This window comes from Arthrobacter sp. SE2 (genome assembly GCF_058244265.1).
The window spans coordinates 170060-194762 of sequence record NZ_JBZAYA010000001.1; the positions used below are offsets into that span (position 1 = coordinate 170060).

A 24703-nucleotide genomic window follows, 5' to 3' on the forward strand; every position below is an offset into this window, starting at 1 on the left:
GACGGGAACGGCATTTAGCCGGGATCCAATGTCAGGGAACTGCCCGCGGTTCTACCGCCGGTGCAAGTCCACTCTAGCACCTTCAACGTCCACTGCCAGTGTCATCACACGCCAAGCAACGTCCGGAGTGTTGTCCGCGGTGAACGAGGTAATCAATTCGGCAATCGCCCCGGCTTCGTCCGCACCGTTGGCCAATGCCAGAACTGTGGGTCCCGCTCCCGAAACGACAGCCGCATGGCCCGCAGACCGCAATGCCTTGATCAGCGCCGCACTCGGCCGCATTGCCTCTGCGCGGTAACTCTGGTGCAGGTAGTCCTCGGTTCCCGGAAGCAGGAAACGGGGGTCGGCCGTCAACGCGTGGATCAGGAGCGCCGCGCGTCCTGAGTTCATCGCTGCTGCGTGGTGGCCGATGGAAGCGGGCAGCAAACCGCGGGCAGTCTCGGTGGACAGTTCGTAGTCAGGCACGGCGACGATCGGGATGACCGACGGAATCACTTCTGCGCGGGTGCTGCTGTACTGCTCGCTGTCCTGCCATGACAGGGCCAGTCCGCCGAAAATCGCGGGTGCGACGTTGTCCGGGTGCCCTTCCATCTCGCTCGTGAGTTGCAGGATCCATTCGCGGTCACGCTGGGCGGGTTCGGGCACCAAGGCGTTGGCCGCGGTAACGGCAGCAACCACCGCCGAGGCCGAGGAGCCAAGTCCGCGGCCGTGCGGGTTGACGTTGTCCGCGGTGATCTTGAGACCGCTGTGCCGGAAACCGAGTCGTTCCAAGGCCGTGTTGAGGGCGCGCACAACCAGGTGGCTGGCATCGCGAGGAAGGGTGTCTGCTCCCTCACCGGAGAGCTCGAACTCGAGCTCTCCGGTGGTGAGTGTTTCGACAGTCAGGGTGTCGTAGATCGACAATGCCAGGCCGAGGCTGTCATAGCCGGGACCCAGGTTGGCGCTGGTGCCCGGGACCCTGACGGTCAGCTGCTGGCCTGCCGCGACAAGCTTAAGACCGGTCGCGGTGGGCTGCGTGGTTTCCACTCTTAGTTTTCTTCCAGTCCCAGTTCGGATGCTACGGTCACGACGTCGTTCGGCACCTTGACCGGCTGGACCTCGCTGCCGTCTTCGGTGCGGAGGGCCCACTGCGGGTCTTTGAGTCCGTGTCCGGTGACGGTGATGACAATCGTCTTTCCGGTGGGAACCTCGCCCGCCGCGTGCTTCTTGATGAGGCCGGCAACGCCTGCCGCGGAACCGGGTTCCACGAAGACGCCTTCCTTGGCGGAGAGCCAGCGGTGGGCATCGAGGATTTCCTCGTCGGTTACTGCGTCGATGAAGCCGCCGGATTCATCGCGTGCCGCGATGGCCGTGTCCCAGGATGCCGGGTTGCCGATACGGATAGCCGTGGCGATCGTGTCCGGTTCGGTGATGGGGTGGCCTGCCACGAACGGTGCCGCGCCTGCTGCTTGGAATCCCCACATGGCCGGCGTCTTGGTGGAGACGGCGGGAAGGGTGCCGGCGGTTGCAGACTCGAAGGGCGCGGAGTACTCCTTGTAACCCTTCCAGTACGCGCTGATGTTGCCCGCGTTGCCGACCGGCAGGACGTGGATGTCCGGCGCGTCTCCGAGGGCGTCGACGATTTCGAAGGCGCCGGTCTTCTGGCCCTGGATGCGCGCCGGGTTGACGGAGTTCACGAGGAACACCGGGTAGGACTCGCCGAGCTTGCGGGCGATGTCCAGGCAGTTGTCGAAGTTGCCGTCCACCTGCAGGAGCGTGGCGCCGTGCGCGATCGCCTGGCTGAGTTTGCCCATGGAGATCTTGCCTTCTGGGACCAAAACGGCGCACTTCAGCCCGGCGGCCGTGGCGTAGGCTGCGGCGGAGGCCGAGGTGTTTCCCGTGGAGGCGCAGACAACGGCTTTGGCGCCTGCTGCGACGGCCGCCGTCATGGCCATCGTCATGCCGCGGTCTTTGAAGGATCCGGTGGGGTTCATGCCCTCTACCTTCAGGTACACCGTGGACCCGGTAAGTTCGGAGAGCTTCTGCGCGTGGACGAGCGGAGTTCCGCCCTCGCCGAGGGTAATGACCTTCGTGGCTTCCGTTACAGGCAAACGATCAGCGTACTCGCGGATTACTCCGCGCCATTGGTGAGCCACTTAGACCCCTTCTACCCGCAGGACGGATGTTACAGAATTGATGACGTCCAGGCCCTTGACGGCCTCGACGGTTGCCGCGAGTGCGGCTTCGGATGCGCGGTGGGTGACGATCTTCAGTTCGGCCGACTCAACCTTCGAGGCGGCGTCGCGGTGGATCGTCTGGCGCATGATTTCAATCGATACGCCGTGCTCCGCGAAGATGTGGGTGATCCGGGCCAGCACGCCGGCCTGGTCCGCAACGTCGAGGCCGATGTAGTAGCTCGTGGTCGAAGCATCGATCGACAGAGCGGGCACGTAGCCGGTGGTGGTCTCGGTACGACCGGGACCACCAAGCACCACCCGGCGTGCCGCCGAGACGAGGTCGCCCAGGACGGCCGACGCCGTCGGGGTTCCGCCGGCGCCCTGGCCGTAGAACATGAGCTGCCCGGCATTCTCGGCTTCGATGAAGACTGCGTTGAACGCACCGCGAACGGCCGCAAGCGGGTGTTCGCGGGGCAGGAGGGTCGGGTGGACGCGGACTGAAATGCCGCCGTCGCCGTTTGCGTTGGTGATCTTCTCGGCGATGGCGAGCAGCTTGATGACGAAGCCTGCTTCCTTCGCTGCAGCGATATCCGCCGCGCTGACCTTCGTGATGCCTTCGCAGTAGACGTCTTCGAGGGCGAAGCGCGTGTGGAAGGACAACGACGCGAGAATGGCGGCCTTGGCGGCCGCGTCGTGGCCTTCGACGTCGGCAGTCGGGTCGGCTTCCGCGTAACCGAGCCTCTGGGCCTCGGCCAGCGCGTCGGCGAACTGCGCGCCGGTGCTGTCCATCTGGTCGAGGATGAAGTTGGTGGTGCCGTTCACAATGCCCAGGACCCGGGTGATGCGATCCCCTGAGAGGCTGTCGCGGATGGGGCGCAGGATCGGAATGGCTCCGGCGACGGCGGCCTCATAGGAGAGCTGCACGCCGGCCTTGTCGGCCTCTTCGTAGAGCGTGGGGCCGTCCTGTGCCAGGAGCGCCTTGTTGCCGGTCACGACGCAAGCGCCGTTCTGCATGGCGGTCAGGATGAGCGAACGGGCCGGTTCGATGCCGCCCATGAGCTCGATCACCAGGTCGGCGTCCTTGACCAAGGTGTCGGCGTCGGTGGTGAACAAATCGCGCGGCAGTTCGACGTCGCGCTCTGAATCAATGTTTCGCACGGCGATGCCGGACAGCTGCAAGCGTGCGCCGGTGCGGGCCGCAAGGGCGTCGGCGTCGTCAAGGAGAATCCGCGCTACCTGGGCTCCCACGTTGCCACAGCCCAGCAGGGCCACCTTCAGGGTTCGCACTTCAGACATTCGCCACTCCCATGTCGCGGTTCAAGAGATCTTCTTCGGTTTCCCCGCGGACGATCAGCCGGGCGGATCCATTGCGCACAGCGACAACGCCAGGCCTGGCCAGATAGTTGTAGTTGCTTGAGAGGGCCCAGCAGTAAGCGCCGGTTCCCGGTACAGCGAGCAGATCACCGGCTGCCACGTCTTCGGGCAGATATACATCTCTAACAACTATGTCGCCGCTCTCGCAATGTTTGCCCACTACTCGGGACAGTTGCGGAGCGGCGTCCGAGGTCCGCGAGGCGAGAATGGCCGAATAATCCGCGTCGTACAGCACCGGACGGGCGTTGTCGCTCATGCCGCCGTCCACCGACACATAGCGGCGCGGGAACGTAACGTTTTCCTGCCCTTCTGTCCCGTCAGGCGCATCCACGCGGACGGTTTTCAGCGTCCCGACCTCGTACAAGGTGAAGGTGCTGGTGCCCACGATTGCGCGGCCCGGTTCGATCGAAATGCGCGGCGAGCTGATGCCAAGCTCAGCGCACTTGGAGCGTACGACGGCGGCCATCGCCTGCGCGATTTCGGCCGGGGGGCGGGGCGTGTCCACGGGCGTGTAGGCGATGCCGTAGCCGCCGCCCAGGTCCAGTTCCGGCAAGACGATGGAGTACTTCGCCTGCATCGCGGCGAGGAATCCCAACAGCTTCTCGGCTGCCAGGGCGAATCCGTCGGGCTCGAAGATCTGGGAACCGATGTGGCAATGCAGGCCCAGGAGTTCCACGTTGGAGTACGAGGTGGCCGCAGCAACGGCTTCTTCGGCGGCCGAGAGGCCGGCTGACTCGGTCGTGTCCCCGGCCATGGAGAGACCGAATTTTTGGTCCTCGTGGGCTGTGGCGATGAATTCGTGGGTGTGGGCGTGGACGCCGGGAGTCAGCCGCAGCAAGACCTTCGCCGTCTCGCCGCGGCCGGACGCAATTTTGGCAACCCGCTCAAGCTCATCGAGGCTGTCCACCACGATGCGTCCGAGCTTCATGTCCAGCGCCCGGTTGATCTCGGCGTCGGATTTGTTGTTGCCGTGCAGCCCCAAGTTGGCGCCGTCGATGCCGGCGCGGGCCGCGACGGCGAGTTCGCCGCCTGAGCACGTGTCCAGGCGCAGGCCTTCCTCGGCCACCCAGCTGGCCACCGCAGTGCACAAGAAGGACTTACCGGCGTAGTAGACGTCCACTCCCCCGCAGATGTCCTCGAAAGCTGCGTCAAAGGCATCTTTGAAGGAGCGGGCGCGGGCACGGAAATCGCCCTCGCTCATGACGAACAACGGGGTGCCGAATTCCGCCTTGAGGTCACTGACAGGAACCCCGTCAATGGCGAGTTCGCCGTCGTCGTTCCTCCGGACTCCTTCGGCCCACATCGGTGTGTGAAGCGCGTTGACGTCGTCCGGGACGGCAAGCCATTCGGGGGCAAGGGGCGAGCCTGCGGCGTTGCTGGGGGTTTGCTGCATGCCGATCACATCCGTTCCGGAGCTGAAACGCCGAGGAGTTCAAGTCCGTTGGCCAGCACCTGGCTCGTGGCGTCGTTGAGCCAAAGCCGTGTGCGGTTGACGTCCTGGACGGGTTCGTCGCCGAGCGGCGAAACGCGGCAGGCGTCGTACCAGCGGTGGTAGGCGCCGGCAATGACCTCGAGGTGGCGGGCCACACGGTGCGGTTCGCGCAGCTCCGCGGCCTTGGCCACGATGGACGGGTAGCTGCCGAGGTAGGACAGCAGCTCGTTCTCGGTGGCGTGGTCCAGCAGGGACGCGTCGAACGCGCTGTGGTCGACGCCGGCCTCGATCGCGTTGCGTGCTGTGCCGCGGGAGCGGGCGTGCGCGTACTGCACGTAGAACACAGGGTTTTCGTTGCTGTTCTTCTTCAACAGTTCCGGATCCAGTGTCAGCGGCGAATCGGCGGGGAAACGTGCGAGCGAGTAGCGCACGGCGTCCTTCCCGAGCCATTCGATAAGGTCCTTGAGCTCGATGATGTTGCCGGCACGCTTGGACAGCTTGGCACCGTTGACGGAGACCAGCTGTCCGATCAGGACCTCGATGTTGACCTCGGGGTCATCGCCCGCACAGGCGGCAATCGCCTTGAGCCGGTTGATGTAGCCGTGGTGGTCGGCCCCGAGCAGGTAGATCTTCTCCGTGAAGCCGCGGTCCTTCTTCGACAGGTAGTAGGCTGCGTCGGCGGCGAAATACGTGGGTTCGCCGTTCGCACGGATCATCACGCGGTCCTTGTCATCGCCGAAGTCCGTGGTGCGCAGCCAGACTGCCCCGCCGTCGTCGAACACGTGGCCCTGCTCCCGGAGGCGGGCAACGGCGGATTCGATCGCACCGCCGTCGTGCAGTTCCTGCTCGGAGAAGAAGACATCGAAAGCCACGCCGAACTCGGCCAGGGTGTCCTTGATGTCCTTCATCTGGGCCTTGTAGGCGGCGGAACGGATCACGGGCAGTGCTGCCTCGTCGGTCAGTTCGCGGATTGCCGGATGGGCCTTGAGGACCTCGTCGCCGAGTTCCCGGATGTACTCACCCGGGTAGCCGCCGTCAGGAACGCCGCGTCCGTGCAGGCGGGACAGTACGGAGTTCGCGAAAACGTTCATCTGCGAGCCGGCGTCGTTGATGTAGTACTCCGCGGTGACCTCCGCACCGGAGGCGCGGAGGACGCGGGCAATGGAATCGCCCAGGGCGGCCCAGCGCGTGTGGCCGATGTGCAGCGGTCCCGTGGGGTTGGCCGAGACGAATTCCATGTTGACCACATGGCCTTCGAGCGCCTGGTTGGTTCCGTAGGAGCTTCCCGCCTCGACGATGACCTTGGCCAGCGCGCCGGCGGCGGCTGCATCCACGGTGATGTTGAGGAAGCCCGGGCCCGCGATGTCCACGGCGGTGACGCCGTCAATCGCTTCCAGGCGCTTGCCCAGGATCGTCGCGAATTCACGCGGGTTGGTCCCGGCGTGCTTGGCAAGCTGCAAGGCAATGTTCGTGGCCCAGTCGCCGTGCTCCCGGTTCTTCGGTCGCTCCACGCGCACATCCTCGGGGAGGGCAGATTCTGAAAGCGCAAGCTCGCCGGCGGCGACAGCGTCTTTCAGGCAGGCGGATATGGCGGCTGAGAGTTCTTCGGGAGTCACCTGTCTAGCCTACCGGTGGGGCTTGCAAGTGGTGGAATTCTTATGCTTAGCAATGCGCACACGCGGGCACCAGCGCGCACCCAGCCGACGCTCAGCTTCGGCCAGTAGAGCTCCCAGACTGAACCGTTAGGCTGAAATCAACGTCAATGGTGTGATCGGCCCACGGCCCGGAGCAATGTGCATTGACCCTTTTCGAGTCCAGTTGAAACGAGCAAAACCATGACTACGCCACTCCGCAAGGGCCTTCTGGTGGGCGCCGCCGGCCTCTCCCTGGCCAGTTCGGTGGCAGCTTGCGCCCCCTCGGCCCAAGGCAGCACCCCGCAAAAGACCTCCACGATCTCCGGCCCGTACAAGGACGGTACCTACAGCGCGGACGGTGACTACATTTCACCCAATGGCGGTGAAACCGTGGGCGTCAAGCTGACCTTGGCCGGCAGCACTATTTCCGCGGTGGACATCACCGTCCATGCCAACAACCCGAACACCAAGGAATTCCAGGGGCAGTTCAAGAACGGCATCGCCGCGCAGGTGGTCGGAAAGAAACTGGACGAGATCAACGTCTCAAAGGTTGCCGGCTCATCGCTGACCAGCGAAGGATTCAACAAGGCCGTGGAAACCATCAAGTCCGAGGCCAAGTAGGCGCATGACCCACACGGGCTGGAGCGTTTTCAGCTTCGACGGTATCGGGACCAGATGGGAAATCTCGACGCCGGAGGAACTCCCGGACAGGGTGCGTGTCAGCCTGCTCGGCGTCGTGGAGGACTACGACCGAGGCTATTCGCGTTTCCGGGACGACTCCCTGGTTGCAGCGCTCGCCCGTGGACCCGGCACCGTGACCCTCCCGGCCGGGGCAGGCGAGCTGGAACAACTTTTCAAAAAGCTGTATCGCCTCAGCAACGGCGCCATGACGCCGCTCATCGGCGGCAGCCTCGAGCGCCTGGGCTACGGGGCGGACTATGCCTTGCGGCCTCTCGGCCACCCGGTGGCGGCACCGCGGTGGGAAGACGTCCTCGCATGGAAGGGTACGGCGATCTCCGCTTCCGCACCCGTGGTCCTGGACATCGGTGCTGCCGGGAAGGGCCAGCTGGTGGACCTTGCGGCAGAGGTCCTGCGCTCAGCGGGAATCACGGAGTTCCTTGTCGATGCCAGCGGCGACATGCTCCATTCCGGGGCGGAAACGTTGGGCGTGGCCCTCGAGCACCCGTACGACCCCACCCAGGCGATCGGCGTCGTCGAACTCCACGACGGCGCGCTGTGCGCCTCCGCCGCCAACCGCCGCGCGTGGGGCGACGGGCTGCACCATGTCCTCGACGGCGCGACTGGTCGCCCGATAGAGACCGTGGTGGCCACGTGGACCATGGCTGCCACCGCAATGGAAGCCGATGCCCTGGCCACGGCGCTTTTCATGGTGGATCCGAAGGTGCTTGAGGGAGAATTCGAATTCTCCTGGCTCAAGGTTTATTCGGACGGACACGCCGCCTATTCGGCCGGCTTCGAAGGGACACTGTTCTCATGATTGCCATCAAAGCGCGAGTGGATGCCTGGCTCGGCCGTTTCACGATGTACCGGCTGATCCTCTGGGTCCTTGCCGTACTCGCGGTGTACAGCCTGGTGTTGAACGCCTTGGGGTGGCTAAGCTTCGGGCTGCCTGAGATGCTGGTCCACCTCGTGCTGTGCCTGGGTCTGACGTACGCATCGAACAGGCTCGTGGCCATGCTCTTCAAGGTGCAGCCGCATTCGGAGTCCTCGCTCATCACAGGCCTTCTGTTGTACTTCCTGTTCTGGCCCACCGAGCTGATTCCCTCGGTCCAGATCCCGGATCTCGCCGGTGTCGCCGTGGCATGTGTCATCGCCTCGGCATCCAAATACGTCCTGGCCTTCCGCGGACGGCATATTTTCAATCCCGCCGCGGCGGGCGCCTTCATCGCAGGGCTGACGGGTTTGAACATCGCCACGTGGTGGGCAGCAACCCCGGCCATGCTGTGGCTCCTGGTCCCCGGCGTGGCGCTGGTGCTCTACCGGACGCTGAAGGTGCTCATGGCCTGCGCTTTCCTGGTGGTGGCGCTGTCGGTGGTCTGCGCCGTGCTCCTCCGGGGCGGAATGAGCTTCGGCTCCGCTGTGTGGCAACCGATCGCGCAGCAGCCGTTGCTGTTTTTCGTCGGCTTCATGCTCACCGAGCCCCTCACCCTGCCTCCCCGCCGATGGCAACAAGTGGCACTGGCCGCCGTCGTGGCCTTGTTGTTTGCGGTGCCCTACAACCTGGCGGGCGTCGTCGCCAATTCGCCCGAGCTCGCACTGCTCATCGGGAACCTCCTCGCCTTTCTCGTGGGACAGCGCGGCGGCATCATGCTGACGTACAAGGGTTCGCGTCCGATGACGCCCTTCACCACCGAATTCCGTTTTGAGCCACGACGGCCCGTCCGTTTCCTGCCGGGGCAGTTCATGGAACTCAACCTTCCGCACGCTCGCTCGGACGGGAAAGGACGGCGACGGGTCTTCAGCATCACCAGCGCGCCAGACTCGCCCGAAATGACATTCGGCGTCGGCACGGCGGAACCTGTCTCGGCCGCCAAGCGCGCGTTGCTCGCGCTTGAGCCTGGACAGTGCGTCCAAGGAACCGCGGTGGGCGGCGACTTTGTCCTACCGCCCGACGCCGGCAAACCCGTGCTGCTCATCGCGGCGGGAATCGGGATTGCCCCTTTTCTTTCCCAGCTGGCGTCCGGCGACTCCGCGCGAAGGGACATCGTCGTGTTGTATCTCGCCCCCAGTGCCGCCGAACTAGCCGGGAGCGATGTCCTGGCGGCCTCCGGCGCACGGGTCATCGCCCGCCTTTCGGACGGTTCCCCGCCGTCGTTCATGCACGACGCCGGGCGGAGCCGCATCGACGGCGACTCCCTGCGGGAGCTGATCCCCGATGTCGCCGAGCGGGAAGTGTACGTCTCCGGGTCCCCGGCAAACGTGGACACCCTTCGCTCCGCCGCCCGCCATGCCGGAGCCCGACGAATCCATGTGGACGCTTTCGCGGGCTACTGACGGCTCGCCCCCGCCCGTTTTCCATTGCGGCGCGGTGACCTGCTAAGCTCGTGGACGTCCCTCCGGCAACGGACGGGAGCCCCGGATGCCCTCGTAGCTCAGGGGATAGAGCGTCTGCCTCCGGAGCAGAAGGCCGTAGGTTCGAATCCTATCGAGGGCACAACAGAAAACCCCGCCAGTTCAAGGAACCGGCGGGGTTTTTCTTTGCCTGTCCGCGTTGCCGGGGACATGCCGCACCGGGCCTGCCAAAAAGTCGGTGGCCGCTCCTAAGCTGTTCGTACCCGTCCAACAGGTACGAAAGGGTTCGCCGTGATTTGTTCCATCATTCCTCCCTACATGCTGCGAAGGCTGGCGGCCCAGCACGAGCCCCGCCTGCGGGTGATTGCCCGCGCGGCCAAGGAATCCCTGCTGCACATCAAGAACCTCCAGGCGGTCCGGGCGCTTCCGGTGCCGGTCCCTGTGCCCACGGCGCGCCAGGCGAAGCCCGGCCCGCCCAAGCGGACCATCTACGACGCCGGCTCCACCGAGGCTTTGCCGGGGACGCTTGTCCGCAAGGAGAAAGGTCCGGCGACGGGCGACGCTGCCGCCGATGAAGCCTACGACGGACTGGGCGAAACCCACGCGCTTTTTGCCGAGGCGTTCAGCCGGAATTCGATCGACGGCGCCGGGCTGAAACTCGATGCCACTGTCCACTACGGCGAGCTGTACGACAACGCCTTCTGGAACGGCAGCCAAATGGTCTTCGGTGACGGCGATGGCGAGATCTTCCAAAGGTTCACGACGTCGCTCAGCGTGATAGGGCACGAGCTCGCCCACGGCGTCACCCAGTACACGGCGGCCCTCGCCTACCGGAACCAGGCCGGGGCCCTCAACGAGTCCATGTCGGATGTTTTCGGGGCGCTTGTGGAGCAGTATGCCAAAAAGCAATCTGCTGCCGAGGCCAGCTGGCTGATCGGCGAGGGCTTGTTCACCGACGCCGTCCAAGGCACCGCGCTTCGTTCCATGAAAGCACCAGGGACTGCGTATGACGACGACGTGCTCGGCAAGGATCCGCAACCGGACTCCATGGACAAGTACGTCCGGACCACCGCGGACAACGGCGGTGTGCACATCAACTCAGGCATCCCCAACCGGGCGTTCTCCCTTGTTGCCCTGGAGCTGGGCGGCAATGCCTGGGAGGCGCCGGGACAGATCTGGTACAACACGCTGAGCAGCGGCTCACTGCCTGCCACGTGCACGTTCGGACGCTTCGCAAAGGCCACAGCGGCGTCGGCGGAGGAGCTCTTCGGCGCCGGTTCAAACGAGCATGACGCAGTCCATAAGGCGTGGGAAACTGTGAAGGTAAAGCTCTAGCAGCACCCTCCGGAGCAGTGGAAGCCGCAGAACATGAAAATCACTGTCCAGCGCAGCGGTGGCGTCGCCGCGATCACACGCGTCTGGACCGTGGATGCCGCCACTTCCGAAGACAAGAGACGCTGGATGCCGATCGTGGAGGCCTGCCCTTGGGACCAGGTGCCATCGCGCGCACTAGCGGCCGCGCAGGCAGCCGGGAGAGCGGCCGGGAAAGCCGACCGGTTCATGTACTCGATCCGCGCCGGACAACACCGGGCCACGCTTCCGGAAACCGATGTCACCGGGCCATGGCACACCCTCGTGGAGAACGCCAAGGTAGAGGGACACGAGACCCTCCGCCGCTAGCCAACCTCCGCCAACTGGCCACGGAAAGCCCTGCGGTACGACTGCGGGCTCGTGGCCAGGACCTTGGCGAAGTGGTGCCGCAGCAGCACGGAATGCCCGAACCCGGCTTCGCGCGCAACCTCGTCGATGTTCAGCTCCGTGGTTTCCAGGAGTTCCTGGGCCCGGAGCACGCGTTGCGAGTTGAGCCAGGCCGCCGGCGTGGCACCCGTTTCGGCCCGGAACCGGCGGGCGAAGGTCCGGGCGGACATGTGCAGCCGGGCCGCCAGTTCGTTGACGCTGTGGTCCCGATCGAGGTTCTCCACCATCCAGCGCAGCAATGCCTCCATGGGCGCAGAGCCGCACGTGGGCATGGGCCGGTCGATGAACTGTGCCTGCCCGCCGTCGCGGTGTGGCGGAACCACCATGTCGCGGGCAATGGCAGCAGCGACATTGGCGCCCAACTCCACACGGACCAGATGCAGGCAGGCGTCAATGCCGGCGGCCGTGCCGGCACTTGAGATGATCGTTCCGTCCTGGACGTAGAGCACATTTTCGTCCACGTGAATCTTCGGGTACCTGCTGGCGAGGTCCTGTGAATAGTGCCAGTGCGTGGTGCAGCGGCGCCCGTCAAGGAGTCCCGCACGCGCAAGCGCGTACGCCCCGGAACAAATTGACATGACCCAGGCCCCGCGCGCGTGCGCCGCCCGTAGCGCAGCCAATACAGACTCCGGCACGTCCTCATCCCGTCCGTATGGAGCCATGATGACCAGGTCGGCATCGGCCGTGGCTTCCAGGCCCAGGCCGACGTGCATCGACAGCCCGGACTTCATCTTCACTTCTCCGGGGACGGGAGTGCAGACCCTGAAGTCAAAACCGGGAACGCCACTCCCCCGGTCCGCGCGGTCAATGCCGAAGACCTCGCAGGCGGTCCCGAATTCGAAGATCGAGAAGTTGGGAACAACAATGATTGCCACCGTTTTCAACATAGATCCAGTGTGGCAGAAAATTGCCTAAATGGGTCGTTTCTGCCACTGTTTCTTGAAGTGCATCAGGAACACGATGGAGTCATGGAATTCATCGGAGTCTTGCTCTTCATCGTCTTCATCATCACTGCCGCCGCTTCCATCTCAGCGGTCCTTCGGGACGGCCGCGGCCACCTTCCCGACCGTTCCGAGCCTTGGACCGCGCGGGACCTGCCTGACAACTCATGCTGGACACTGCGCGCCTTCTAAACACAGTCTGTCCCTGAACACGGACGACTTTTGTCCGCATCGTGGGCTAGATTCAATGCCATGATCCAGACGTCCGCCAGGCTGCTGCAATTGCTGTCCTTGCTGCAGGTCCGGCGCGAATGGACCGGCCCGGCATTGGCCACCCGGATGGGTGTCACCGAGCGAACGGTCCGCCGCGATATCGACAAGCTCCGGAACCTTGGCTACCCCATCCATGCCTCGCCAGGCATAGCCGGCGGCTACCAACTGGGCGCCGGGGCGCAGCTCCCGCCGTTGCTGCTCGACGACAATGAAGCACTCGCGGTCGCCCTGGGGCTGAACTCAGTGGCGGCTGGTCCCGTGGCAGGTATCGGAGAAGCATCCGTTCGAGCCTTGGCCAAGCTCGAGCAGGTGCTGCCTGCACGTCTCCGCCCGAAGTTCGCGATGCTCAAGGCTGCGGTCACCACGTTGCCCAGCAACGCGGCGTCGGTAGACCCCCAGCAGCTCACGGTGGTCTCTGCGGCGATCGCGGACAAGCGACAACTCAGTTTCGACTACGTCAAGGCTGACGGCGACGCCGGCCGGCGTCTGGTGGAGCCATACCGGCTGGTGGACACCGGGCGCCGCTGGTACCTGGTCGCTTGGGACGTGGACCGGGAAGACTGGCGCACGTTCCGCGCCGACCGTATCGCCTCACTTCCGGCTGAACGGAAAAAGTACGTGCCGCGCCCCTTGCCGGCCAAGGACCTAGCGGACTACGTCCAGCGCTCCGTGACCCGCTCGCCTTACCGCTACGACGTCGTCGTGCGCCTCCACGCCCCCATCGGCGAGGTGGCCGCCGTCGTCGGCCCGCAGCTCGCGAGCTTGAGCGACGACGGCGGGAACGCCACCCTGCTCCGTGCCGGCTGGGACAGCCTGGCGCAGCCTGCGGCGCATCTCGCAGCGCTCGACATGGACTTTGAGATCATCTCTCCGGAGGAATTCAAGGAGTACGCCCGCACCATGGCCGGGCGATTGGAAAAGGCCGCAGGGAACCACGCACTGCAAGGCGACGTGCCGCCACAGTAGACTGTCAGCAGCCATGACACTTCATATTTCCTACCCCGCAGAGCTGCCCGTCTCCGAGCGCCGCGAGGACTTGATGGCGGCTATCGCCGCAAACCAGGTGACCATCATCGCCGGCGAAACCGGTTCCGGCAAGACCACCCAGATCCCCAAGATGTGCCTGGAACTCGGTCTCGGGGACAAGGGGTTGATCGGCCACACCCAGCCGCGCCGCCTTGCCGCGCGTACCGTTGCCGAACGCATCGCCTTCGAGATGGGCGTGGAGATCGGGCAGGAAGTGGGCTTCCAGGTCCGTTTCACCGGCGAAGTCAGCAGGGCTACCAAAATCAAGCTCATGACCGACGGCATCCTGCTGGCCGAGATCCAGCGGGACAAGCTGCTGCGGAAGTACAGCGCCATCATCATCGACGAGGCACACGAGCGCAGCCTCAACATTGACTTCATCCTCGGCTACCTCAAGCGGATCCTGCCGCAAAGGCCGGACTTGAAGGTCATCATCACCTCGGCGACCATCGACCCCCAGCGTTTCGCGAAGCATTTCGGCAGCGAAGAAGAACCTGCGCCGATCATCGAGGTCTCGGGCCGGACCTACCCGGTGGAAATCCGCTACCGGCCGCTGTCCCAGCCGGCCGGCGGCGCTTCCGGCGAGGATGAGGACGCGTCCGACGACGAGCTCGAGGAAGACCGCGACCCCCTCGATGCCGTGTGCGACGCCGTCGACGAGCTCGCCCTTGAGGCTCCGGGAGACATCCTGGTGTTCTTCTCCGGCGAGCGCGAAATCCGCGACGCGGCGGAAGCTCTGAACGGCCGGATCCAAGCCAACCGCAGGCTGGCGGGCACGGAGGTCCTCCCGTTGTTTGCCCGTTTGAGCCTGCAGGAGCAGCACAGGGTCTTCAACCCGGGCGGCAAACGGCGGATCATCCTTGCCACCAACGTCGCGGAAACTTCCCTGACGGTGCCGGGCATCAAATACGTCATCGACACCGGCACGGCCCGCATCTCGCGTTACTCGCACCGCACCAAGGTGCAACGGCTGCCGATCGAACGTGTTTCGCAGGCATCGGCAAGCCAGCGCTCCGGCCGCTGCGGTCGCGTGTCCGAAGGTATCGCCATCCGGCTCTATTCCGAGGAAGACTTCGAGTCGCGCCCCCCGTTCACTGATCCGGAGATCCTGAGGACCAACCTTGCCGCGGTCATCCTGCAGATGACCGCCATGGGTGTTGCCCGCGGCCCCAAGGACGTCGAGAACTTCCCCTTCGTTGAGCCGCCGGACTCCCGTGCCATCAACGACGGCGTCACGCTGCTGCGCGAACTCGGCGCCCTCAGCGCGGCGCGCACGGGCGACGGCGGCACTCCCCCAGCCATCGACGGCGGCAACGGGCGTACCAGCGGCGCAGAAAACCGGGGCGGCCTGACCGCCGTCGGGCAGAAGTTGGCCCAGCTCCCGGTCGACCCCCGGCTCGGCAGAATGATTGTGGAGGCCGGAAAGCGCGGCTGCGTCAAGGAAGTCATGATCCTGGCGGCTGCCTTGACTATCCAGGATCCGAGAGAGCGCCCGAGCGACAAGCAACAGCTCGCGGCGGAGAAGCACGCACGCTTCCGGGACGAGAACTCGGACTTCACAGGATTCCTGAACCTGTGGAACTACATCCAGGAAAAACAGCAGGAGCTTTCCTCCACGCAGTTCCGCCGGCTGTGCAGGAACGAGTTCATCAACTACCTGCGCGTCCGCGAATGGCAGGACCTCTTCCAGCAATTGCGCCAGCTCGCCAAGCCGCTGGGAATCACTATCGACAACAAGCGCGAGGCCGACCCCGTAGGCAACAACGAGGGAATCCACATCAGCCTGCTCTCGGGGCTGCTGAGCCACATCGGCATGCTGGATGAACGCAAGCGCGAATACGCCGGAGCACGCGGCAGCCGTTTCGCCATCTTCCCGGGCTCGGCGTTGTTCAAGAAGTCGCCCGCTTTTGTGATGGCCGCGGAGTTGGTTGAGACAAGCCGGCTCTGGGCCAGGGTCGCGGCGAAGTTCGATCCCCTGTGGGCCGAGCAGGTTGCACCGGATCTCGTGAAGCGTTCCTACAGCGAACCCCACTGGTCCACCCGGACGGGCTCGGTCATGGCGCACGAGAAGGTCATGCTCTACGGAGTCCCCATCATCCCGAACCGCCGTATCAACTACGGCAGGATCGACCCCGAGCTCTGCCGCGAACTCTTCATCCGGCATGCCCTGGTAGAAGGCGATTGGAAGACCCACCACAAATTCTTCCACCGCAACCGCGCTTTGCTCCACGAGATCGAGGAACTCGAGACGCGGATGCGCCGCCGGGACATCCTGGTGGACGACCACACGCTCTTCGAGTTCTACGACGCCAGAATCGGCAAGGACGTGGTCTCCGAACGCCACTTCGACAAATGGTGGAAGGAAGCCCGCCAGCAGGACCCCACCTTGTTGGACTTCGACCAATCGCTGCTCATCAGCGAGGACGCCGAAGCCCTGGACGATTCCGCCTACCCGAAAACCTGGCTGCACAAGGGCTTTGAGCTGCCCCTGAGCTACGAGTTCCATCCCGTGGCTCCCGGCTCGCCGCCCAATCCCTCGGACGGCGTCACAGCCGAGGTTCCCGTGCTGTTCCTCAACCAGCTCGACGACGCCGCCTTCCGATGGCAGATACCCGGCCAGCGGGTGGAGCTCGTCACGGCCTTGATCAAGTCCCTGCCCAAGCAGATCCGCAAGAACTTTGTGCCGGCCCCGGACGTGGCCCGGCAAGCGGCTGCCTCCTTGGAAACCGACTTCGATCCCGCCTCGGACGATCTTGAAACCTCGCTCGAGCTGGTGCTGCGCCGTATCCGGGGACACATCGTTCCTCCGGGATCGTGGAATTGGGACGCTGTGCCGGCGCACCTCCGCGTCAGCTTCAAGGTAGTGGACAGCCGCGGCAAGGTGCTCGACGAAGGCAAGGACCTCGCCGCACTCCAGGAACAGCTGGCCCCGGCTACCCGCCGGGCCATCGCCGAATCCCTCGGGGCAACACCCGCGACGACGGCACGCGCCAACGGTCCGAAGGGCGCCCCAAATGCCGGCGGTACCGGATCCAGCGGCGGAAACGGCCGCGGCGGGACGACCCAGCAGTCCGCCGGTTTCCTGTCCGAGCAAACCGGGCTGACCGAGTGGACTTTCGGAGCTATCGAACGCCAAGTGACGCGCACGGTGAAGGGGCACGATGTCACGGGCTTTCCCGCTCTCGTGGATGAGGGAAAATCCGTTGCGTTGCGCGTGTTCCAGACCCGGGCGGAACAGGAGCCGGCAATGCGCGGCGGCGTGATCCGGCTGCTCGCCCTGCGGGTTCCCGCCCCGGACCGCTACGTCCTGGAACATCTGAACAACACGGAGAAGTTGACGTTCAGCCAGAACCCTCACGGCTCGGTGAGCGCCTTGATCGCGGACTGCGTCCTGGCGGCCATCGACAAGCTGACTCCGGCTGAACTTCCTTGGGACAAGGCAGCGTTCGATGCCCTGTACGAGCTGGTCCGTGCAGAACTGATCGACACCGTCTTCACGGTGACCGCCGTCGTCGAACGCATCTTGGGGAGTACCCGGCGGATCGAGAAGCAACTCAAGGGCAGCGCGAGCCTCGCCTTGATCAGCGCGCTCAACGACATGAAGAGCCAACTGGAGCAGCTCGTGTTCCCCGGTTTTGTGGCACGGACGGGCTACGCCCAATTGAGCCAGTTGCCCCGGTATCTGGCCGGAATCGAGAAGCGCCTCGAAAAGCTCCCGAACAATGTCCAGCGCGACGGGCTGAACATGTCGGTCGTGCAGGCGCTGGAAGACGACTACGACGACGCCGTCTCCGCGCTGCTGCCCGGCCGACGAGCAGGAGCTGAGTTAACACGGGTGCGCTGGATGATCGAGGAGCTGCGCGTGAGCCTTTTCGCCGTCGAGCTCGGCACAGCCTACTCGGTTTCGGAAAAGCGCATCCGGACCGTGCTCAACCAGGCGCTGGCACCCGCGTAGCCGGGGCGCCGGTAGCGACGCTCGCTCACCTATACACGCCTTTCCCCCGACGCTCGCTCACCTATACCGCCGCATTCCTGCCAGAGGTGAGCGAGCGTTTGGGAAGAACACCACAAAGGTGAGCGAGCGCCACCCCGGAACCGGGTCGCCGGACCGTAAGCGTGCTGCCACCTCGACGGCTTCTCCCGGCCTCAGTCCGCCGGAACGAACTCTCGGTGCCCGGCGGCGACGAGGCCGGCGCGGAGTTTCGCCGCGTTCGCGTCGAGCCGCCCAGGGTCCGGGTTGTGCTCTACGGTTCCGAAGTCGAAATCGGCCAGGGACGTTGCCGGGAAGACGTGCACGTGGAAGTGCTCCACTTCGAATCCCACTACGGAGAGTCCTGCCCGTGGTGCGCCAAACGCCTCCACTTGCGCCTTGCCGATTGTCTGCGCGACGGACATGACTTTGTTGAGGAGCTCAGGGGGGACGTCGGTCCAGCGGTCCACCTCTTGGCGCGGCACCACGAGCGTGTGGCCGTCGGTAAGCGGGGCGATGGTCAGGAAGCCCACGACGTCGTCGTCCTTCCAGACAAAACGTCCGGGAATCTCGCCGTTGATGATCTTGGTAAACAGGGTGCTCATACGTCTGCCTTTTCCGAAGCGGGCTGAAGGGTCTTGGTATCGAGGACGAAACGGTATTTGACGTCGCCGGCAACCATGCGGTCGTAGGCTTCGTTGAGTTGCCGGGCAGTGACGACTTCGACGTCGCTTACTACGCCGTGCTCGGCACAGAAGTCCAGCATTTCCTGGGTCTCGGCAATGCCGCCGATCAACGAGCCTGCATAGGAGAGGCGGCGCCGGATCAGAGCGCCGGGACTGACCGGGGGCATGTCGGTGGGAGGGAGCCCCAATTGGAAGAGGGCCCCGTTCAGCCGCAAGGTGCGGAAGTACGGGTTGAGGTCATGGGGCGCCGCAACAGTGTCGATAATGACGTCGATGGTGCGGTCGGCGCCTTCCATTGCCTCGGGATCCTTCGAGAGGATCACGTCGTCGGCGCCAAGTTCTATTGCCGCCTCGAACTTGGCCTCCGAGGTGGTGAAGACCACTACGCGCGCCCCCATGGCCTTCGCAATCTTGACCGCCATGTGGCCCAGTCCACCGAGTCCGACGACGCCTACGACGTCCCCCTCCTCGACGTCGAAGTAACGCAGCGGTGAGTAGGTGGTGATGCCCGCGCAGAGCAACGGCGCCGCCGCTGCAGGGTCAAGGCCCTCTGGCACCCGGAGCACGAAGCGGCGGTCAACCACCACCGAGGTGGAGTACCCGCCCTGGGTGATGGAGTTGCCGTTCCGCGCGTCCTTCACCCCATAGGTGCCGACGTTTCCGCGTTCGCAATACTGCTCCAGGCCTTCGAGGCAGCTGCCGCACTCGCGGCAGGAATCCACCATGCAGCCGACGCCCACCAGGTCTCCCGGTGCGAAGTCGTCGACGGCGGAACCCACGCTGCGGACCCGGCCCACGATTTCGTGGCCCGGAACCAGCGGATAGTTCTGTGCACCCCATTCGCCCCGCGTCGCGTGGACATCGGAGTGGCAGAGGCCGCAGAAATCGATCTCGATCTCGACGTCGTCTTCCTTGGGAGCGCGGCGGGCCACGGTCAGCGGGACAAGACCGCTGTCCGCGGAAGTGGCGCCGTATGCAGCCGCGAGTGTCGGCGTGCCCTGCGGGGCAGGGGCTGATTGGGCGGCAGCGGGCGTCGACGGGGCGGCCGCGGTAGCCTCCGCTGTCTCGTCAGCCACGACGAGCCGCTTGCCAAGGGGTGGAGGAACGGGGCGTCCGGGAGTCATGCCTCGACGCTACCCCTGCGGGCTGATTTATTGCCACTCTGCGCTGCCACGCCCTCCGGCTTCGCCGCGGCCACGGTTCACTGACCCGGAGATCCCAGCGGCGCTGCTCCAGTGAGCACCTGGTTGGAGTCGAGCGAGGACCACTGCGAAAAGGAGCCCGGGAAGAGTGCCGCCCTGAATCCGGCGATTTCGAGGGCGGCGATCTCGTGGGCTGCCGTTACGCCGGAGCCGCAGTAAACCGCTACCTTGCTGCCCTCGTCGATGCCCATGGCCGCAAATCTATTGCGGAGCTGGGCTGCGCGGAGGAACGTGCCGTCCGGTCCGAGGTTTCCGGTGGTGGGGGCGCTCAGCGCGCCGGGAATGTGTCCCGCGCGGGGATCAATGGGTTCGATTTCGCCGCGGTAGCGTTCCCCGGCCCGGGCATCGAGAAGGATTCCGTGGTTGTGCCACTCCGCTGCCTCGTCCATGGTGATCGCATCCATATGGCCGTGTCCCAGCACGACGTCGCCCGGAACCGGCGGTTGCTCGTCCTGCGCCAACGGGTGGCCGGCCGTGCGCCAGGCACCCAATCCGCCGTCGAGCAGGAAGACGGAGTGGAAACCGGCGTCCCGGAGCAGCCACCACAACCGCGCCGCAGCGGTGCTGCCGCTGTCGTCGTACGCAACCACGGTGTCGCCGTGGTTGATGCCCCAGGTACGGGCGCTCCGCTGCAGCGCAGCGGTGGGCGGCAACGGGTGCCTGCCTTGGCCCTCGGCCGTGGGATCGGCAAGTTCGTTATGCAAGTCGACAAAGACTGCGCCTGGAATGTGGCCCTGGCGGAAGTGCGAATGGCCGTGCGGATCGCCCAACACCCACCGCACGTCAAGCAACACGGTCCGCTTGCCCGCATCCATGCGGTCCTTGAGCGCGGCTACGTCAATGAGGGTGGCCATCAAATCTCCTTCGTTTTGCTGTGTCTACCAAACGACGTCGAAGCGGCCGCAGTTCAGCTGCCGACCGGCTACCAGCCTATCCTTGGGCGGCAGCCTCCGCCGGTAGGCTGGATCGGTGAGCACTTTACGCAACCAGGACCGGGCATGGGCCAGCGAGGCAATCCGACGCATCGAAGCCGAGAACAACCGTTCGGCGGATACGCACCTCTACGCGGTGCCACTCCCGGAACATTGGGGTGTCCAGCTCTACCTCAAGGACGAGTCCACGCACCGTTCGGGCAGCCTCAAGCATCGCTTGGCCCGCTCGCTCTTCCTCTACGGCCTGGTCAACGGCTGGATCACGGAAGGGACCACCATCGTGGAGGCTTCCAGTGGAAGCACGGCTGTGTCCGAGGCGTACTTCGCCAGGCTGATCGGGCTTCCGTTCATCGCCGTGATGACCCGGACCACCAGCCCCGAAAAGATCGCCCTCATCGAAGAGTTCGGTGGCGCCTGCCTCCTCGTGGATCACGCCTCGGAGGTCTATGCGATGGCCGAGGAGGTTGCCCGGACGTCCGGTGGTTACTACATGGACCAATTCACTTTTGCTGAGCGCGCCACCGACTGGCGGGGCAACAACAACATCGCGGAATCGATCTTCGAGCAGCTGGCCCTCGAAGAGCATCCGGTGCCCGAGTGGATCGTGGTGGGCGCCGGCACCGGCGGAACCAGCGCCACCATCGGCCGGTACCTGCGGTACCACTGCCACTCGACCCGGCTGGCAGTGGTCGATCCCGAAAATTCCGCGTTCTATCCCGGGTGGCGCGACGGCGTCCCGGACTACTCGACGGGTATGCCCTCCAGGATCGAAGGCATCGGACGGCCGCGCATGGAGCCCAGCTTCGTCCCGGCCGTCATCGACACCATGATCCAGGTTCCCGATGCGGCCTCGGTGGCCGCTATGCGGCACCTCCGCAGGCTGGCCGGGCTGCACGCCGGGCCTTCCACGGGAACCAACCTGTGGGGCGTTTGCCAACTGATTGCCGAGATGGTGGCCCGGGGAAAGCGCGGCAGCATTGTGTCGCTCATGTGCGACGCCGGCGATCGCTACGCGGGGAGCTACTACAACCCGGGCTGGCTAGCCGAGCGTGGACTGGATCCGGCCCCGTACGAGGCCGTGCTCGCTGACTTCTTCGAGACAGGCATCTGGCCGCCCAGCCTGTAGGCGCCGCGGCATTTAGGCCACGCCGCCCGTAGGCGCCGCGGCGGACTGAGCTAGACCTCCACCGATTCCCGCGGCGACAACCTGGCGTAGCTGGTACCGTACTTCGCGCCGATCCTGGTCACATGGGCTTCCACCAATCCGCGTCCCAGTTCGTTGAGCAGGCCATCGTGGACCGGATAGGCCTTGGGCGCGCGGACCGCGATCACGAAGTCAACCACCTCGCCCACTTTTGACCACGGCGCGTGGATTGGCACCAGCAGGGTTTGTACGTCGATGCCATCAGGGACAACGAACGAGTCCCCCGGGTGGAAGACGTTTTCGTCCACGAGGTAGCCGATGTTGGCCACGACCGGAATCTGCGGGTGGATGAGGGCATGCTGGCCTCCGAAGGAACGAATCGCAAAGCCCCCCGCTTCAAAGGACGTCCCGGGTTCGACGGCGTGTACCCGATCGCCGTCGTCGCCCGCCTTCACGGCCAGCTGGGAAGCGATTCCCGAGGGTGCGTGCACCTGAAGTCCCGGGTTTCCCTTGAGGGCTCCGACGACGGCGTCCGCGTCCACGTGGTCAGCGTGCTCATGGGTGATCAGCACCGCGTGGGCGCCTGCGAGGGCTTCCTCGGACTCGGAAAAAGTCCCGGGGTCGATCACGAGGACCTGGCTGTCCTTTTGCAGGCGGACACAAGCGTGGGTGAACTTGGTGAGCTTCATGCAGCCAGCCTAGGGCGGGCCTCCAATGGTGTCCACGAACCGACGTCGGGGCGTGGCCTGCTGGTAACGTTGGTATTTGCGAACATCCACATCGAAATGAGTCCACGAATGTCACAGGGCGCCCATGCCGCCACGTCCGGGCCCGCAGCCCGGTCGCTTCCGGATGCGAAGGATCCCGCCGTCAAGGAGCAGCGCGTCACCAAGCAACGCCTTGCGGTCAGCGCCGCCCTGGACGAACTTGACGACTTCGTGAGCACGCAGGAACTTTACCGGCTGCTCCAGAACCAGGGCGTTTCGGTGTCCCTGGCAACGGCGTACCGCATTCTGCAGTCGCTTGCCGACGACGGCCTTATCGATGTGCTGAGAAATGCCGATGGCGAAGCCGTCTACCGCCGCTGTGCCGTCTCGGGCCACCACCACCATCTGCTGTGCCGCAATTGCGGCAAGGCGGTCGAAGTGGAAGCTCCAGCCGTCGAGACGTGGGCGGCCCGGGTGGCTGCTGAGAACGGCTACACCGAAGTGGCGCACACGGTGGAGATTTTCGGTCTCTGCCCTGAGTGCACTGCCAAGAAGGCTGCGGGCCTGCTCTAGCCGGCTACCGTCTGGTCCTGGACGGCCTGGCCCACGGCGGCGTGGGGACGGACGATCCTGCCGTTGATTCCCCGTTTGGCCCGTACGTTGCCGATGATCCGGCACACCACATAGATCAGGAACGACAAAGTGGTGACATACGGGCTGATCGGAATCCGGCTGCCGAGCGCCAGGAGAATTCCACCCACTGTGGCGGTGATCGCAAAGACCACGCTCAACAAGACCACGAGCCGCGGCGAAGTGGTCACCCGCAGGGCAGCAGCCGCGGGCGTGATCAACAATGCCAGGACCAGAAGCGCGCCGACTATCTGGATGGACAGCGCAACGCTGACGCCGAGCAACACCATGAAGGCAATCGCCAAGCCACGGACAGGCACTCCCCTGGCTTCCGCCATCTCGGGGTCCACGCTCGCGAAGCTGAGCGGGCGCCAAATTGCGGCCAGTGCGAGCATGACCACCACAGCCGTGCCTGCCAGGACCTGGAGCTGGACAGTGTCCACCGAAACGATCTGGCCGGTCAGCAGCCCGAACTTGTTGGCAGCCCGGCCCTGGTAGAGGGCCAGGAACAAGATGCCAAGGCCCAGCCCGAACGGCATGATGACGCCAATGATCGAGTTCTTGTCCCGCGCCCGGACGCCCATGAGTCCGAGAAGCAGCGCAGCCGCGACGGATCCCGCGAGCGAACCGAAAATGATGTCCGCCCCGATGAGAAGGGCGAAGGAGGCACCGGCGAAGGACAACTCCGAAATGCCGTGCACCGCGAAGGCGAGGTCCCGCTTCATGACGAAAGTGCCGATGAGCCCGCCGAGCAGGCCTAGGACTGCACCGGCCCAGATGGAATTCTGGACGAGCGCCAGCAGTTCGCCATAGTTTTCAAAGTTGAAGATGGTGTGAAGGATGCTTCCGAGATCCATTTAGTGACCTTCCTCCACACCGGCGTGGGCGTCATCGTGGTAGTGGGTCGTCGCGTCCGGAAGCCCGACGACGACGATCCTGCCGTTCGCGCGGATGACATCAACGCGGCTGTTGTACAGCTCGGACAGGACCTCGGTGGTCATGACCTCCTCCGGTGTTCCCACCCGGAACCTGCCGCCGGCAAGGTAGAGGACGCGGTCTACGTAGTCGATGACCGGGTTGATCTCGTGGGTCACGAACACCACGGCGCTGTTCCGCTCGTGGCATTGCTGGTTGATGAGGGAACTCACGGCCTGCTGGTGGTGCAGGTCCAACGACAGCAGCGGTTCGTCACAGAGCAGGAGTTCAGGCTCCGCGGCAAGGGCTTGCGCAACACGGAGCCGCTGTTGCTCACCGCCGGACAATTGACCAAGCGGCACGCGGGCGTAGTCACTCGCCCCCACCAAGTCCAGCAGGGCGTCGACGCGCTCATTGACGGCTTTGGCCTTGATCCGCAGGCCCCAGCGGTGGCCGTCGACGCCGAGGGCAACCAGGTCCCTGGCACGCAAGGGCGTGTCCGGAGCAAAGGACTTCTGCTGCGGAATGTAGCCGATCTTCCGGCTGCCACGTTCCACCGGGTTTCCGGCCACCGCCACCGTCCCCGAGTGAAGCCGCTGCAAACCGAGGAGGACTTTGAGGAAGCTGGTCTTGCCGCTGCCGTTGGGGCCGAGCACAGCGAAGAACTCACCCGCCTGGATGTCCACGTCGAGGTCCTTCCAGAGGGCCCGCTGGCCAAACTGGAGGCCCGCGCCGCGAAGGCTCACTACCGGTGTCAAAAAGATTCCTCGATCCATGGGGTTCGCGAAGCTATGTCGCTGGTGGCCTGCTCTTGGATGAACAGAGAGGGCCCCGCAGCCGCCCTGTACATCTTAGGACGATTGCGGGGCCCGTCTGTTCTTAACTTGCCG

The 24703-nt window shown here is 64.9% G+C and carries 22 protein-coding genes and 1 tRNA gene; 11 read left to right on the top strand and 12 right to left on the bottom strand.

From position 1 onward, the window contains the following. Nucleotides 1–51: 51 nt before the first annotated feature. The 5 genes from thrB to argS are packed head-to-tail and all read right to left on the bottom strand — an operon-like array spanning nucleotide 52 to nucleotide 6578. Nucleotides 52–1026: a homoserine kinase gene (gene thrB / locus AC4CS3_RS00835; protein WP_490781796.1), complete on the bottom strand. Its 975-nt coding sequence runs from the start codon at nucleotides 1024–1026 to the stop codon at nucleotides 52–54. 2 nt (nucleotides 1027–1028) lie between these two features. Next, nucleotides 1029–2135, bottom strand: a complete 1107-nt coding sequence (thrC, locus tag AC4CS3_RS00840) for a threonine synthase (RefSeq protein WP_490781797.1) — start codon at nucleotides 2133–2135, stop codon at nucleotides 1029–1031. Continuing rightward, nucleotides 2136–3452 (bottom strand): homoserine dehydrogenase, encoded by a 1317-nt coding sequence (locus tag AC4CS3_RS00845; RefSeq protein WP_490781798.1) that lies wholly within the window; start codon nucleotides 3450–3452, stop codon nucleotides 2136–2138. Further along, on the bottom strand, nucleotides 3445–4923 hold the full coding sequence (gene lysA, locus AC4CS3_RS00850; RefSeq protein ID WP_490781799.1) for a diaminopimelate decarboxylase: 1479 nt from the start codon (nucleotides 4921–4923) through the stop codon (nucleotides 3445–3447). Before lysA ends, AC4CS3_RS00845 begins: the two co-directional genes overlap by 8 nt. A gap of 5 nt (nucleotides 4924–4928) precedes the next feature. Further along, complete coding sequence (gene argS, locus AC4CS3_RS00855) at nucleotides 4929–6578, bottom strand: arginine--tRNA ligase (protein ID WP_490781800.1); 1650 nt, start codon at nucleotides 6576–6578, stop codon at nucleotides 4929–4931. Between the two features lie 219 nt (nucleotides 6579–6797). Between argS and AC4CS3_RS00860 the strand changes: the two genes are divergently transcribed. From AC4CS3_RS00860 to AC4CS3_RS00885, 6 genes are all read left to right on the top strand, one after another. Continuing rightward, entirely contained in the window at nucleotides 6798–7217 is a 420-nt protein-coding gene (locus AC4CS3_RS00860; RefSeq protein WP_236811752.1) for an FMN-binding protein, read from the top strand. A gap of 4 nt (nucleotides 7218–7221) precedes the next feature. Beyond that, nucleotides 7222–8094: an FAD:protein FMN transferase gene (locus AC4CS3_RS00865; protein ID WP_490781801.1), complete on the top strand. Its 873-nt coding sequence runs from the start codon at nucleotides 7222–7224 to the stop codon at nucleotides 8092–8094. Beyond that, on the top strand, nucleotides 8091–9611 hold the full coding sequence (locus AC4CS3_RS00870; protein ID WP_441411720.1) for an FAD-dependent oxidoreductase: 1521 nt from the start codon (nucleotides 8091–8093) through the stop codon (nucleotides 9609–9611). Before AC4CS3_RS00865 ends, AC4CS3_RS00870 begins: the two co-directional genes overlap by 4 nt. A gap of 87 nt (nucleotides 9612–9698) precedes the next feature. After that, nucleotides 9699–9771: transfer RNA gene (locus AC4CS3_RS00875), tRNA-Arg, on the top strand. A gap of 176 nt (nucleotides 9772–9947) precedes the next feature. Beyond that, a complete protein-coding gene (locus tag AC4CS3_RS00880; protein ID WP_441411719.1) occupies nucleotides 9948–10964 on the top strand; it encodes a M4 family metallopeptidase in 1017 nt (338 codons plus the stop codon). A gap of 33 nt (nucleotides 10965–10997) precedes the next feature. Next, a complete protein-coding gene (locus tag AC4CS3_RS00885; protein WP_490781802.1) occupies nucleotides 10998–11309 on the top strand; it encodes a protealysin inhibitor emfourin in 312 nt (103 codons plus the stop codon). On the opposite strand, the gene AC4CS3_RS00890 is transcribed toward AC4CS3_RS00885, so the two are convergent. Further along, complete coding sequence (locus AC4CS3_RS00890; RefSeq protein WP_490781803.1) at nucleotides 11306–12274, bottom strand: GlxA family transcriptional regulator; 969 nt, start codon at nucleotides 12272–12274, stop codon at nucleotides 11306–11308. The genes AC4CS3_RS00885 and AC4CS3_RS00890 overlap by 4 nt on opposite strands. A gap of 81 nt (nucleotides 12275–12355) precedes the next feature. On the opposite strand from AC4CS3_RS00890, the gene AC4CS3_RS00895 reads away from it, so the two are divergent. The 3 genes from AC4CS3_RS00895 to hrpA are packed head-to-tail and all read left to right on the top strand — an operon-like array spanning nucleotide 12356 to nucleotide 17582. Beyond that, on the top strand, nucleotides 12356–12520 hold the full coding sequence (locus AC4CS3_RS00895) for a hypothetical protein (protein WP_490781804.1): 165 nt from the start codon (nucleotides 12356–12358) through the stop codon (nucleotides 12518–12520). 60 nt (nucleotides 12521–12580) lie between these two features. Beyond that, the gene (locus tag AC4CS3_RS00900; RefSeq protein WP_490781805.1) at nucleotides 12581–13567 is read left to right on the top strand and encodes a helix-turn-helix transcriptional regulator; all 987 of its coding nucleotides are present in this window, start codon (nucleotides 12581–12583) and stop codon (nucleotides 13565–13567) included. Nucleotides 13568–13580: 13 nt separating this feature from the next. After that, nucleotides 13581–17582 carry an ATP-dependent RNA helicase HrpA gene (gene hrpA / locus AC4CS3_RS00905; protein ID WP_490781806.1) on the top strand — a complete coding sequence of 1334 codons (4002 nt, stop codon included), beginning with the start codon at nucleotides 13581–13583 and terminating at the stop codon, nucleotides 17580–17582. Between the two features lie 191 nt (nucleotides 17583–17773). Here the strand turns inward: hrpA and AC4CS3_RS00910 are convergent, their stop codons facing one another. The 3 genes from AC4CS3_RS00910 to AC4CS3_RS00920 all read right to left on the bottom strand — a co-directional run bounded on the left by AC4CS3_RS00910 (nucleotide 17774) and on the right by AC4CS3_RS00920 (nucleotide 20339). After that, complete coding sequence (locus AC4CS3_RS00910; RefSeq protein WP_490781807.1) at nucleotides 17774–18202, bottom strand: HIT family protein; 429 nt, start codon at nucleotides 18200–18202, stop codon at nucleotides 17774–17776. Continuing rightward, on the bottom strand, nucleotides 18199–19407 hold the full coding sequence (locus AC4CS3_RS00915; protein WP_490781808.1) for an NAD(P)-dependent alcohol dehydrogenase: 1209 nt from the start codon (nucleotides 19405–19407) through the stop codon (nucleotides 18199–18201). The genes AC4CS3_RS00910 and AC4CS3_RS00915 overlap by 4 nt, the downstream gene beginning before the upstream one ends. A gap of 77 nt (nucleotides 19408–19484) precedes the next feature. Then, nucleotides 19485–20339 carry a sulfurtransferase gene (locus tag AC4CS3_RS00920; protein ID WP_490781809.1) on the bottom strand — a complete coding sequence of 285 codons (855 nt, stop codon included), beginning with the start codon at nucleotides 20337–20339 and terminating at the stop codon, nucleotides 19485–19487. Nucleotides 20340–20454: 115 nt separating this feature from the next. On the opposite strand from AC4CS3_RS00920, the gene cds1 reads away from it, so the two are divergent. Next, nucleotides 20455–21543, top strand: coding sequence for an L-cysteine desulfhydrase Cds1 (gene cds1 / locus AC4CS3_RS00925; RefSeq protein WP_490781810.1), 1089 nt, complete (start codon nucleotides 20455–20457; stop codon nucleotides 21541–21543). 50 nt (nucleotides 21544–21593) lie between these two features. Here cds1 and AC4CS3_RS00930 read toward each other — a convergent pair whose 3' ends face one another. Continuing rightward, on the bottom strand, nucleotides 21594–22250 hold the full coding sequence (locus AC4CS3_RS00930; RefSeq protein WP_490781811.1) for an MBL fold metallo-hydrolase: 657 nt from the start codon (nucleotides 22248–22250) through the stop codon (nucleotides 21594–21596). A 108-nt stretch (nucleotides 22251–22358) separates the two neighbouring features. On the opposite strand from AC4CS3_RS00930, the gene AC4CS3_RS00935 reads away from it, so the two are divergent. After that, nucleotides 22359–22841 (top strand): Fur family transcriptional regulator, encoded by a 483-nt coding sequence (locus AC4CS3_RS00935; RefSeq protein ID WP_490781812.1) that lies wholly within the window; start codon nucleotides 22359–22361, stop codon nucleotides 22839–22841. Here AC4CS3_RS00935 and AC4CS3_RS00940 read toward each other — a convergent pair. Together AC4CS3_RS00940 and AC4CS3_RS00945 are read right to left on the bottom strand one after the other, a co-directional pair. Then, nucleotides 22838–23755 (bottom strand): metal ABC transporter permease, encoded by a 918-nt coding sequence (locus AC4CS3_RS00940; RefSeq protein ID WP_441411709.1) that lies wholly within the window; start codon nucleotides 23753–23755, stop codon nucleotides 22838–22840. The genes AC4CS3_RS00935 and AC4CS3_RS00940 overlap by 4 nt on opposite strands. Continuing rightward, nucleotides 23756–24589 (bottom strand): metal ABC transporter ATP-binding protein, encoded by an 834-nt coding sequence (locus tag AC4CS3_RS00945; RefSeq protein WP_490781813.1) that lies wholly within the window; start codon nucleotides 24587–24589, stop codon nucleotides 23756–23758. Nucleotides 24590–24703 lie beyond the last annotated feature (114 nt).

Bases quoted from the DNA above. Each gene is read 5' to 3' on its own strand.
- AC4CS3_RS00845 (WP_490781798.1), bottom strand. From the start codon at position 3,452: ATGTCTGAAGTGCGAACCCTGAAGGTGGCCCTGCTGGGCTGTGGCAAC.
- lysA (WP_490781799.1), bottom strand. From the start codon at position 4,923: ATGCAGCAAACCCCCAGCAACGCCGCAGGCTCGCCCCTTGCCCCCGAA.
- AC4CS3_RS00860 (WP_236811752.1), top strand. From the start codon at position 6,798: ATGACTACGCCACTCCGCAAGGGCCTTCTGGTGGGCGCCGCCGGCCTC.
- AC4CS3_RS00865 (WP_490781801.1), top strand. From the start codon at position 7,222: ATGACCCACACGGGCTGGAGCGTTTTCAGCTTCGACGGTATCGGGACC.
- AC4CS3_RS00870 (WP_441411720.1), top strand. From the start codon at position 8,091: ATGATTGCCATCAAAGCGCGAGTGGATGCCTGGCTCGGCCGTTTCACG.
- AC4CS3_RS00880 (WP_441411719.1), top strand. From the start codon at position 9,948: ATGCTGCGAAGGCTGGCGGCCCAGCACGAGCCCCGCCTGCGGGTGATT.
- AC4CS3_RS00885 (WP_490781802.1), top strand. From the start codon at position 10,998: ATGAAAATCACTGTCCAGCGCAGCGGTGGCGTCGCCGCGATCACACGC.
- AC4CS3_RS00890 (WP_490781803.1), bottom strand. From the start codon at position 12,274: ATGTTGAAAACGGTGGCAATCATTGTTGTTCCCAACTTCTCGATCTTC.
- AC4CS3_RS00895 (WP_490781804.1), top strand. From the start codon at position 12,356: ATGGAATTCATCGGAGTCTTGCTCTTCATCGTCTTCATCATCACTGCC.
- AC4CS3_RS00900 (WP_490781805.1), top strand. From the start codon at position 12,581: ATGATCCAGACGTCCGCCAGGCTGCTGCAATTGCTGTCCTTGCTGCAG.
- hrpA (WP_490781806.1), top strand. From the start codon at position 13,581: ATGACACTTCATATTTCCTACCCCGCAGAGCTGCCCGTCTCCGAGCGC.
- AC4CS3_RS00910 (WP_490781807.1), bottom strand. From the start codon at position 18,202: ATGAGCACCCTGTTTACCAAGATCATCAACGGCGAGATTCCCGGACGT.
- AC4CS3_RS00915 (WP_490781808.1), bottom strand. From the start codon at position 19,407: ATGACTCCCGGACGCCCCGTTCCTCCACCCCTTGGCAAGCGGCTCGTC.
- AC4CS3_RS00920 (WP_490781809.1), bottom strand. From the start codon at position 20,339: ATGGCCACCCTCATTGACGTAGCCGCGCTCAAGGACCGCATGGATGCG.
- AC4CS3_RS00930 (WP_490781811.1), bottom strand. From the start codon at position 22,250: ATGAAGCTCACCAAGTTCACCCACGCTTGTGTCCGCCTGCAAAAGGAC.
- AC4CS3_RS00935 (WP_490781812.1), top strand. From the start codon at position 22,359: ATGTCACAGGGCGCCCATGCCGCCACGTCCGGGCCCGCAGCCCGGTCG.
- AC4CS3_RS00940 (WP_441411709.1), bottom strand. From the start codon at position 23,755: ATGGATCTCGGAAGCATCCTTCACACCATCTTCAACTTTGAAAACTAT.
- AC4CS3_RS00945 (WP_490781813.1), bottom strand. From the start codon at position 24,589: ATGGATCGAGGAATCTTTTTGACACCGGTAGTGAGCCTTCGCGGCGCG.